Genomic DNA, 10009 nt, shown 5'->3' with positions numbered 1-10009 from the left:
GAAGAACATATTAATAATCAGATGAGTTCAAGGCGTCATTTTCTTCGCGATGAAAGCAAAAGGCTGCAGCTGCAAGCAGAGACAGAAAAGTTAGACGCAACAAGAGAGAAAATAAGAGCAGAGACGGCTGCATTAAAACAGAAAGAAAAAGAAGCCGTAGAAACCACCAGACAAGCTATGGAGAAGGCAGAGCAAGAAGCAGCAGCGAGGAAAGAAGCTGAGACACAAGCGGAGAAAGAAGCAGCAGCGAGGAAGGAGACTGAACGACAGCTCGATGCGCGGAACAGAAAATCCTTAATGAAGACGTTGTGCAAAAAGCTTGACGTATTACTTTCCTTGCCCTCGAAGGAGACAGAGGCGCATTTACAGGCAATCTGTAAGAAAAAAGCGATGGACTGGGAGAAATCACCGGAGTATATGGAGAAATTGCTGTCAACGTTGCTTGCAGAAGAACCGCAACTGGCGGCATTGAGACAAAAGATAAAACCGGCAGCAGTAAGTGTCGCAGGGATGTTCGGCGCCTCCAGGTCGGAAGGACATCATACCCGGCCAATGCCGGAAAATCCTTTATCGCATCATGAGGAGAGTTATGGGACACCCATTCGATATTAACCCTGCCAGTACGAGCTTTATTATTGATTGGCAAGAACTCTGCAAGACGGCAGACATCAGCACGAAGACAGAAGCTTTCATTGACATGGCCAGTACAGAGGATAAGTTATGGCCTGGTTTATTAAAGATTGCCTGTCAGGAATTAAAAGGAAAAAGCATATACTTATAACTATTCTGATTTTGAATATGATCCATTTAGAAAATTGCTCTGAAGTCTATGTCTTCAGAGTTCAATTTTGCTAAAGGCTGTTCGTCAAAAGTTTTATTCTATACGATGCGATTTAATTTCTGGATCAGCTTTCCTAGAAGTAGAAACAACGGCTGTTTAATAGGTATATAGCAGAATATGCTATTACATATTTTGCCTTTTACCCAACACAAAAAGCAAACGTATGTTATAATTAACTTATGAAAACATTATCCGTCACTAATCCTTATTTAAGGGATAAAAAAGCAGCGAGAGAGTTGAACTCGAGATCTTCTAGAACATCTTGTGGAGTGGAGGGTATTGTTGCTAATTCTTCTGTTCATATCCATGTAATACCCGACACATCAAAAACTGATGCTGTATTTCGAAAAATTCAGTCTCGTCTTCATAAAAGCTAAGAAGCCTCCAATAACTTATAGAAAATTTTTTGCATCATTTTATAGTCACCACAATGTCCTTGGTGTATAGCCATTATATACTCATCAAAACCCTTTTGTTGAGAGGTCCTATCGATAGGGGAATAGTTGATAAATCTCTTGCCAGCTTGAAGAGCCATTAAGTTTGCAAGCAATCTGGCCAAACGACCATTCCCCTCTCTGAATGGATGAATAATTATAAGCTCTACATGAACAATGGCCAAAGAATATGCTAAGTCATCTTCATTGGTATAGTTGCAAGGAGTATATTGACTTAAATAGTTCGTTTCGAACTCATACATTAATTTATCGATCAGATGTGCGGCGGCAAATTGATAGCCATCTTTGCTCATATTGGTCGTTCTGTACTTTCCTGAAAATGGATAGATTCCTGCAAGCCATAAAGAATGGAGATCACAAAGATCCTGTGAATTGAATCGATGATCTTATCGTATAGATCGATCATTTGTAGACCTGTTCGCTCTAACTCTTGTTCTTCCAGTACTTCAATAGTTTGTTTATCTTTGATGCCAAGATAATTTCTTAATACTTGTTGATGAGAGCCAGGTTCAAAATTTTCATCTTCAATTACATCATAACGATCATTATTCATCAATTTCTTTAATTAACTGTGACGTATTTAACATATTTTTATTCTACCAGTTATGTTACTTTCTGCTGCATTAGGTTAAGTTGATGGTCTAGATTAAGATATAGCTTTGCGCTTCTCTAAATAAGTAACCCTGATTGCTATTTTTATTGTATTTGATTTTTTAAAGTTCTTAGAATGAATGAGGTTCCATTTGCCTCTAAAATCAAATATCGGTCACATTCTTCAAGCGTTTGATTTAAAAAATTTTCATTATAGCAATTATCTTTCTGTAAAGTTTCCTTGATTGCTTGAATCCTGAAAACAAGATATTTAGGATTAAGAAATTTGGTAGTTAGTGGTTGATTGATGGATTTCATATGGTCTTTGTCAATTAGTTTAAAAATGTAGCATAGTGACAAAAAAATAATTATACCTGGACATGAAAGTATATAAATATTATTTTGTTTTTTTGCAATAAAAATAGCGATAATTGATGAAACGATCAGTAATATTATAAAAACACCTAGTAGTTTTCGGAAGCTATTTTGGCACAGTGATTTTTTTATGAAGTAAATGCCATTATATTTTTTTTGTAACTTTAATATATAAACTAAATTTTCCATGTTTTTAGTCCTTATGAAAATGTGTATTTAAATTTGTCTTTTGTGAAATGGTACACGCGTCGTGCACCATTTTTTTGATCTCAAGAATTTTGAATATTTCTAAGATATTTGGAGTGATGGTAATACAAATAAGAAAGTCCTATTGGTGCTATAAAAATGGCTCCAGTCCAGCAGATTAACATACTGATCATTTTGGTGGTGAGCAAAAAAACAGTATTAACTATAAAAAAATTATCTCCTAGAATGAAATTACATATTTTTTCATAAACAAAACGGGAATAAGGGTACAAAAAAGTATTTACGATGATTAAAAAAATTTCAAGAAAAGAAATGTAGTCTTCTGTTGCCATGCTAAATAAAATTATTGGGAATATTAGCCCAAAAATCCAATGCCGAAAATAATAGTTAAATGCCAACCCTCCAAAGGTTTTGATAAAGAAGTCTTTCATTTTATTCCTCCGTAAATTATAAAGTCACTCTTAACTGGAGTGTACATTGCGCTTACTTCGTGAAAAGCAAGCTGAATCAAAGCTGGAGCAACTTCGTCACCTTATTGATGAAGGGGAGGCTAGCGGTACTCCCATAGCATGGAATGCCCAAAAATTTCTGAAGCAAATGAAGAAAAAACAACATGCCAAATAAAACATATCGCCTTTATCCAAAGCAATAGATGATCTTGAGTCCATTTATTCATATAGTACACAAACATTTGGAATCAAAAGAACAGAGGATTAAACACATATTAACTACGATCTGATATTAAATTTATCAGACTTAACCTAAAACTAACTAAGATCATCTACAGATTATGCAGCCTCTAATTCAATATGTACTCGTTGCCCAATCGCTGCTGCGATATTTACTAAAGCATCTAATGAAAATCGAGATATACGACCCCGTAACATATCATTCATACGTGGCTGAGTTACCCCACAGTGTTTGGCAGCTTCTACCTGCGTCCAATCCTGTTTTTTAATAATGGCTACAATTTGACGCATTAACTCTGCTTTCGCTTGTAAGTTAGCGGCCTCTCCGGGGGTATCAGAAATTGCATCCCAAACATTTTCATATTTTTCTATTCTATTCATTTCTATTTGCTCCTTTTTAATTCAGTAAAGCGTGTTTTTGCAAGATCAATATCGCGTTTTGATGTCGTTTGAGTTTTCTTTTGAAAAGCATGTAAAACGTAAACTGCGTCAGCAACTCTCGCTGTATAAATTACACGATATGTTCCCGTTTCATCCCAAAGTCTGATTTCCTCAACCCCCTTTCCAATTGAAGGCATGGGTTTAAAATCATCTGGTTGCTCACCCCGTTGTATTTTATCTAATTGATAACCAGCATCTTGTTTTGCATCCGTGCCAAATTCTCTTAAACGGATTAACGAATCACCTAAAAAGCATATTGGTTTCATATATTATTTTTATATCTATTTTGATATAATTATATCCGTTCTAGTATAATTTGCAAGTTTCTTGTTCTTTTACTCCCCTGATTGACATACACAAAGAATGAGATACAAAGACAATACGGCTTTAAATGGAATAACTGAAGGCTTTCATCGAAAGATGAAATTGATTCAACGACGGGCTTATGGATTTAGAAATTTTGAAAATTATAGATTAAGAGTTAGAGTGCTCTGTGGATGAGTGAAGTGCCCCCGGATTTGGATGACCCTAAATGGCGCGCTCGGAGGGACTCGAACCCCCGACACCTTGGTTCGAAGCCAAGTACTCTATCCAGCTGAGCTACGAGCGCATTGTGAGTGATTATCTAAAAAAATGCATTCCGTTAAATGGTGGGCCGTATAGGATTCGAACCTATGACACAGAGGTTAAAAGCCTCCTGCTCTACCGACTGAGCTAACGGCCCTTTACAGAATATATATAACTTTTTTTTCTCCTGTCATTGTCTGGCAGGATGGTGGGCCGTATAGGATTCGAACCTATGACACAGAGGTTAAAAGCCTCCTGCTCTACCGACTGAGCTAACGGCCCCAAAGAGGCTGGAATCATACCGGATTAAGGTAAAATTTCAAGTATTTTTTGTATATTATTTTATGTTGCAATGCGTGTTTGTCGCAATTCCGCTAAAAGATCATAAGCATTATTCAAACTGACTCGCTTATTGGTTGTTAACCAGCTTTGCAGTCGTTCTTTCAATAGTGGCATTTCACTATCAGTTGCACCAGCGACAAGTAAAAGATTGTCAATATGCAATTTCATATGCCCTTTAATAATTCCTTCAGTACATAATGCCTTAAGAGCGCCAAGGTTTTGTACCAGACCTACGGCTGCAAGAATACGTGACAAATGATTGGCTGACTCAATTCCCATCATTCGTAAGCAAAGTTTGGCGGTAGGATGAAGCGCCGTTACACCACCTACTGTGCCTACAATGATTGGAGCAACTAACTGGCCCGTTAAGTCACCTTGCTGATAGCGCCAGCGAGTAATTGCCTGGTAGTGACCTTTACGTGCTGCATACGCATGCATACCCGCCTCAACGGCGCGCCAATCATTGCCCGTTGCAATTAATACGGGATCAATGCCATTCATCACTCCTTTGTTATGAGTAGCCGCACGATAGGGATCGGTTTCTGCAAACAAGGATGCTTCTTGCAGACGTTCACCCAGTTCCGCATCCACATTGTGGATAGTCACTGTGGCAGTTGTTAACTTTTGATCATTTAAATTGGATAAAATACACATGGAAATCTGTTCGCCGGTCAGATTTTCTAAAGGTGCTTTTAAATATTCCAAAACCTGATTAATGATATTTGCTCCCATGGCATCACAACTGTTCATCATTAAATGAATAACAGCCATGTCATAGTCGTCTTCCCGCGCTAAATGCCGAAGCTCAAGATCAGTCACCCCCCCCCCTCTCTTCACCATATTAAAAGCAACTTCCTCATTGGCTTTTTCAATTAAAAATTGCTTGTTTTCGGCGAATATAGCGGCGAATCGCTGCCAATTTTTGACTTTGGCCAATTGTATCTGACCAATAATGGATTCTCCTTGAACCTCTGTAGTAATACTGCCCTGCTGTCTTATCCATTTTGCCGTTTTTGACAACGCAGCGATGATAGAAGTCTCCTCCACAGCCAAGGGAATGACATAATCTTTACCATCAATACAAAAATTGGTGGCCACACCCAGTGGCAATTGAAAATACCCAATGACGTTTTCAATTAATTTATCAGCCAACAGCGTGCTTTGTACCCCACCACCTTGCAAATAATCAATGTCATCCGCAGTTAAGGCGCCTGCCTCCAGCAAACGCTGAAACCGTTCTTCACGAGCTAACTTGGAAAATCCCTGAAACAACTGGCCAGCCTTATCATTTAACGACATAGATCACCTGCCGTCTCAGGGAGTTGTGAGTTATTATAATTACTTCGCACACTCAGTCACTATTCTGGAAAAAATGGCCTGGATTCTAACATAAGATAAGGACAGCAACCAGATTCAATCCCCTGTTGTATTTATATTTACCAAACAATGGATTTAAAAATAATCAGTCAAGTAACGTATAGGATTCATTCATACGGGTATTCAAACGTATAAAAAAATACATCACATTAAAAAAACTTAATGCTTCATTTTCTAAAGTAGCAAACCGCTGTGGATCCTGATTAATCTTCTCAGCAATTAATGTATGTAACTCTGCTGCCGGCAACATTGCTGAATGAGGTTCGTTTTTCAAGCGCTTTATCATCGTTTCAAAATTATGCCTGGTAATATTCATAGCAGTAGTAATTCCTGCCCTGTCTTCTTGCGTCAGGTAACTCTCCAGCCAACGATAAGATTCAATTAAACTTGCAACATATTGGGTACAAAATGCAGTCTGAGTTAATAACAGGTAAAAATCTCGCCGATTCATCCTATGAAACAACATTTCGTAACGAATAGACAGGGCGTTTTTACGTATCATTTGAAAATCAGTGTATAAATGTTGGCTCGTCAGTGTAGTGCGATTAGCCTGTGGTTTATTTGAAAAAACAAGCGTTAATGTTGCCAGCATTTTTTCCAGATGATTAATAAATAAATTAGCAATATCCGTTTTAATCGGTAAGAAGAAACATCCCACAAAGAGAGCAATACCAGCTCCCAAGGCTGTATCAACAATGCGATCTTTAAGTAAAGCCAGAGTCCAGTCACCCATCAGTGCAAACAAAAGGACTACATAGCCTGTTAACATAAAAACAGAAACAAGATAATTGATTTGTAACATATAAACAGTGAAAAAAACAAAAATGAAAAGCAAGCCAAGCATTACTATTTCATTGGCAGGAAGTATGAAATACAACACGGTGCCGCATACCCCACCTAAAATAGTCATTGTTACCCGTTCAAAAGAACGCCGGATACTTTCTCCCCAGGTCTGAGTAATTAAAGCCATGGTAGCCAGAGTAGTCCAATAACCCCGCTCCAGATGCAGATAAGCACTCATAAACTCGGCGATAAAAATTGCAATCACCGCCTGCCACGCCATTTTGGTCGTATTTCTAAGTGGCATCGTTTTTCCTTAGCAGGTTATTAAGATGCTGATTTAAAAGACTGAAACCAAGTTTTAAATTCAATAAAATCATAATTAAATCAGGATCAGTGATATGTTCTCTACTGATGGCCTGAGAAAGTTTCGTCAGAACAACAGGCATTGATTTCGCCGTGACATAATAAGTTTTATTCATTTTGGAGGAGTAAAACTTAAATGCAAATTGCTTATTGATCCTGTTTATTGCACGCAACAGCGAATTTGACAATTTATATTCATGAACGCTTAACGTTCGATAGGTTTCAATAATCATTGTATAGGCGTGCACCAGAGCATACTGTTGAATCATTATGTCATCGATTAGAGGCTGTTGTTCGGCGAATAAAGTGCTCTCTTCTATGGCCTGATTACTTTCTAATAGATAATGCATACTTTCTTTTACACGCATAAACATAGTAAAGTGGAGATCATAAGAGCCTTCTCTCATTAAAAGATGACGCCTTAAATCTGACAACCCACTTGAAAGTAATTTAAATAATCGATTAGAGTTATTTACAAATAAGACAGAATAATTTTCTGGAAAAATAACCAGCATAACCAGTGCCGAAACACTCACACCCACGAGTAAACCGTAGACACTCTCCCATAATGAGGTAGTTGCATTAAAAGGTAAAATAGTGGCAACAAAACATAAGACCCAAATCATCATCGGCGCCATACTATTATGAAGTCCAAATCGCCGTAAATAATTAACCGTAAATCCCAAGCCCATTAAAACAAGCGTTTTTAAATAAAAAAGATCTCGTACCATAAAACCTAAAATGAACGCTGAAAAACAAGCGCTGTTAAAGGATATAATTTGAATAACACGTGCAAAAAAAGGCTTTGCTACAATGCCTTGCATAGACATCCCACAAATAATACCGGCCATTGCTTTAGTCAGCATGGTGTCTTTTCGGACTAACCATAATGCAATTAAAATAGCGAGAACCGTTTTCATCGCGTGTTTTAAACGAAAATACCCAGGATCAACATCCCATAATAAAAGAGAAAATCTTTTAATCGCATTCACCGTGTAAGATCCCTGTAATAAAAGACGGTAATAAATATTGCTCTCAGGTATTTAGCAACAGCCTGTTTCGTATTATGCTAGGCTATATCCTGAAATGATAGCAATCATGACCAAGGCAAAAACTTCCGCTCAATTTATTTTTAATAAAGACAATCACTGCTACCAGTGTCAAGGGACCTGGTCTGTTTTAAAACTGGATGATCTGGTACGAAACCTTGACTCGTTGTTCTTGCCTGAAGAAAACAAAATAACGATAAGTGGCAGAGAAATTACCCGATTTGACAGTTCAGGAGCCTTGGCTCTGAGGCATTGTATTGATCACCTGAAAACCAAGGGTAAGGAAATCGAATTAATTGATTTCAACAAACAACAAAAAGCCTTGTTACAATTAATCGAGGACCACCGGGAAACTCTGGATTATACGGCACCCAAAACAAAACAGAAAAATTTCCTTCACCGTCTGGGAAAAGAAACCGTTCATAAAATTCATCAGGCCGATGGCTTTGTCATTTTGATTGGCGATTTAAGCAGCAAATTTTTTGAAGCATTGGGTCAGTGGCGACGTTTTCAATTACCAGGCATTGTCTCCAATATTTATTCAGCAGGAATTCAGGCATTACCTATCATTGCCTTGCTGTCGTTTCTCATTGGCGTAGTATTAGCCTATCAAATGGGTTTACAACTACAAACTTACGGTGCCAATATTTTTATTGCCTATTTATCAGGGATGGCTATTTTTCGGGAATTTGCACCGTTAATTACGGCAATTATAGTAGCGGGACGTACAAGCTCTGCGTTTACCGCCCAAATTGGTAGCATGAGTATCAATGAAGAAATTGATGCATTAAACACAATGGGGCTTTCACCTACAGAACTTTTGGTCATGCCTAAGGTGGTTGGTTTATTATTAGTTTTTCCTCTAATCATTTTTTGGTCTGATGTATTTAGTATGATGGGGGCCATGTTTATGTCCAAATCGATACTTAACGTAGGGTATCTGGATTTTTTAGCTCGTTTAAAAGATTCAGTGGGTTTAAAACAAATGATGTTAGGTTTATATAAAGCGCCTGCATTCGCTATCCTGATTGCTCTTGTAGGCTGCTTTCAAGGATTCAGGGTAGCAGCGAATAGTGACAGCATTGGCAGTCAAACCACCAAAAGCGTGGTACAGGCATTATTTTTAATTATTGTTGCTGATGCTGTTTATTCCATTATATACAGCTGGATGGGTATTTAATGGACGAGCCTCTAATTGAAATTAAGGGTCTAAAAAATTATTTAGGTGGACAATGGGTACATTCTGATGTCAATCTTACTGTATCAAAAGGAGAAATTTTAGCAATCATTGGGGGAAGCGGCAGCGGTAAAACAACTATTTTACGCAGCCTACTGATGCTCTTAAAGCCCACGGCAGGCTCTTTAAAGATTTTTGGTGAAGAAATTACACATTTAACAAGTCATAAAGCAAATGCCATTCGTCGTCGCTGGGGTATGATGTTTCAACATAGCGCTCTTTTTACGGCAATGACCGTATTGGAAAATATTCTATTTCCCATGCGCGAATTTACTTCATTAGATTTTGATTTTATGAAAGAGCTTGCCATGTTAAAAATTTCTCTTGTCGGTTTACCTAAAGAAGCCGCAGGAAAATTTCCTTCTGAATTAAGCGGCGGAATGCAGCGGCGTGCTGCTGCTGCGCGTGCGCTGGCGATGGACCCGGAGCTATTATTCCTGGATGAACCCACAACGGGCCTTGATCCACATAGCGCCAGACAATTTGATGAACTGATTTTATTTTTAAGAGATACTTTGCATTTAACGATCGTCATGATCAGTCATGATATGGAGTCCTTAAAACGAGTCGACAGAATTGCCTTTATCGGTGAAGGGAAAATATTAGATGTCGCTCCTTTTGAAGAATTAAAGAAAAATCCGCATCCACTGATTGCCGATTACTTTAGTAAATTTTAAACTGATTATAATTAA

At 37.9% G+C, this 10009-nt stretch carries 15 protein-coding genes and 3 tRNA genes; 6 read left to right on the top strand and 12 right to left on the bottom strand.

What is annotated here, in order from left to right; genetic code table 11:
* Positions 1-612, top strand: a 612-nt coding sequence (locus T345_RS15195) for a hypothetical protein (RefSeq protein WP_211249732.1), incomplete at its 5' end; no start/stop codon positions are given.
* The gene (locus tag T345_RS0108235) at positions 590-781 is read left to right on the top strand and encodes a hypothetical protein (protein WP_028388933.1); all 192 of its coding nucleotides are present in this window, start codon (positions 590-592) and stop codon (positions 779-781) included. The genes T345_RS15195 and T345_RS0108235, both read left to right, overlap by 23 nt.
* Before the next feature lie 433 nt (positions 782-1214).
* Here the strand turns inward: T345_RS0108235 and T345_RS13890 are convergent, their stop codons facing one another.
* From T345_RS13890 to T345_RS0108220, 4 genes are all read right to left on the bottom strand, one after another.
* On the bottom strand, positions 1215-1625 hold the full coding sequence (locus tag T345_RS13890) for a Fic/DOC family protein (protein ID WP_242604597.1): 411 nt from the start codon (positions 1623-1625) through the stop codon (positions 1215-1217).
* Positions 1586-1849 (bottom strand): hypothetical protein, encoded by a 264-nt coding sequence (locus tag T345_RS13885; RefSeq protein WP_035918528.1) that lies wholly within the window; start codon positions 1847-1849, stop codon positions 1586-1588. The genes T345_RS13890 and T345_RS13885 overlap by 40 nt, the downstream gene beginning before the upstream one ends.
* Before the next feature lie 143 nt (positions 1850-1992).
* Positions 1993-2451, bottom strand: coding sequence for a hypothetical protein (locus T345_RS0108225; protein WP_028388932.1), 459 nt, complete (start codon positions 2449-2451; stop codon positions 1993-1995).
* 80 nt (positions 2452-2531) lie between these two features.
* Complete coding sequence (locus T345_RS0108220; protein ID WP_028388931.1) at positions 2532-2900, bottom strand: hypothetical protein; 369 nt, start codon at positions 2898-2900, stop codon at positions 2532-2534.
* Positions 2901-2946: 46 nt separating this feature from the next.
* Here T345_RS0108220 and T345_RS13880 point away from each other — a divergent pair, with 46 nt between their 5' ends.
* On the top strand, positions 2947-3093 hold the full coding sequence (locus tag T345_RS13880; protein WP_242604593.1) for a type II toxin-antitoxin system ParD family antitoxin: 147 nt from the start codon (positions 2947-2949) through the stop codon (positions 3091-3093).
* 164 nt (positions 3094-3257) lie between these two features.
* On the opposite strand, the gene T345_RS0108210 is transcribed toward T345_RS13880, so the two are convergent.
* Together T345_RS0108210 and T345_RS0108205 are read right to left on the bottom strand one after the other, a co-directional pair.
* The gene (locus tag T345_RS0108210) at positions 3258-3539 is read right to left on the bottom strand and encodes a helix-turn-helix domain-containing protein (protein WP_028388930.1); all 282 of its coding nucleotides are present in this window, start codon (positions 3537-3539) and stop codon (positions 3258-3260) included.
* A 2-nt stretch (positions 3540-3541) separates the two neighbouring features.
* Positions 3542-3865 carry a type II toxin-antitoxin system RelE/ParE family toxin gene (locus T345_RS0108205; protein ID WP_028388929.1) on the bottom strand — a complete coding sequence of 108 codons (324 nt, stop codon included), beginning with the start codon at positions 3863-3865 and terminating at the stop codon, positions 3542-3544.
* 97 nt (positions 3866-3962) lie between these two features.
* On the opposite strand from T345_RS0108205, the gene T345_RS14815 reads away from it, so the two are divergent.
* Positions 3963-4100, top strand: a complete 138-nt coding sequence (locus T345_RS14815; RefSeq protein ID WP_423202101.1) for a transposase — start codon at positions 3963-3965, stop codon at positions 4098-4100.
* A gap of 32 nt (positions 4101-4132) precedes the next feature.
* Here the strand turns inward: T345_RS14815 and T345_RS0108200 are convergent.
* The 6 genes from T345_RS0108200 to T345_RS0108175 all read right to left on the bottom strand — a co-directional run bounded on the left by T345_RS0108200 (position 4133) and on the right by T345_RS0108175 (position 8023).
* A tRNA-Arg gene (locus T345_RS0108200) sits at positions 4133-4209 on the bottom strand.
* Between the two features lie 38 nt (positions 4210-4247).
* Positions 4248-4323, bottom strand: a tRNA-Lys gene (locus tag T345_RS0108195).
* A 49-nt stretch (positions 4324-4372) separates the two neighbouring features.
* Positions 4373-4448, bottom strand: a tRNA-Lys gene (locus T345_RS0108190).
* Positions 4449-4508: 60 nt separating this feature from the next.
* Positions 4509-5807: a hydroxymethylglutaryl-CoA reductase, degradative gene (locus T345_RS0108185; RefSeq protein ID WP_028388928.1), complete on the bottom strand. Its 1299-nt coding sequence runs from the start codon at positions 5805-5807 to the stop codon at positions 4509-4511.
* A gap of 163 nt (positions 5808-5970) precedes the next feature.
* Positions 5971-6972: an FUSC family protein gene (locus T345_RS0108180; RefSeq protein ID WP_028388927.1), complete on the bottom strand. Its 1002-nt coding sequence runs from the start codon at positions 6970-6972 to the stop codon at positions 5971-5973.
* On the bottom strand, positions 6962-8023 hold the full coding sequence (locus T345_RS0108175; RefSeq protein ID WP_028388926.1) for a hypothetical protein: 1062 nt from the start codon (positions 8021-8023) through the stop codon (positions 6962-6964). The genes T345_RS0108180 and T345_RS0108175 overlap by 11 nt, the downstream gene beginning before the upstream one ends.
* Before the next feature lie 106 nt (positions 8024-8129).
* Between T345_RS0108175 and T345_RS0108170 the strand changes: the two genes are divergently transcribed.
* Both T345_RS0108170 and T345_RS0108165 read left to right on the top strand, forming a co-directional pair.
* Positions 8130-9260 carry an ABC transporter permease gene (locus T345_RS0108170; protein ID WP_035918525.1) on the top strand — a complete coding sequence of 377 codons (1131 nt, stop codon included), beginning with the start codon at positions 8130-8132 and terminating at the stop codon, positions 9258-9260.
* On the top strand, positions 9260-9994 hold the full coding sequence (locus T345_RS0108165) for an ABC transporter ATP-binding protein (RefSeq protein ID WP_028388924.1): 735 nt from the start codon (positions 9260-9262) through the stop codon (positions 9992-9994). Before T345_RS0108170 ends, T345_RS0108165 begins: the two co-directional genes overlap by 1 nt.
* Positions 9995-10009: the final 15 nt, after the last annotated feature.

This window comes from Legionella fairfieldensis ATCC 49588 (genome assembly GCF_000621525.1).
GTDB lineage: Bacteria > Pseudomonadota > Gammaproteobacteria > Legionellales > Legionellaceae > Tatlockia > Tatlockia fairfieldensis.
The sequence above is the reverse complement of the archived record's forward strand: the minus strand, read 5'-3'. Positions and strand labels throughout refer to the sequence as shown.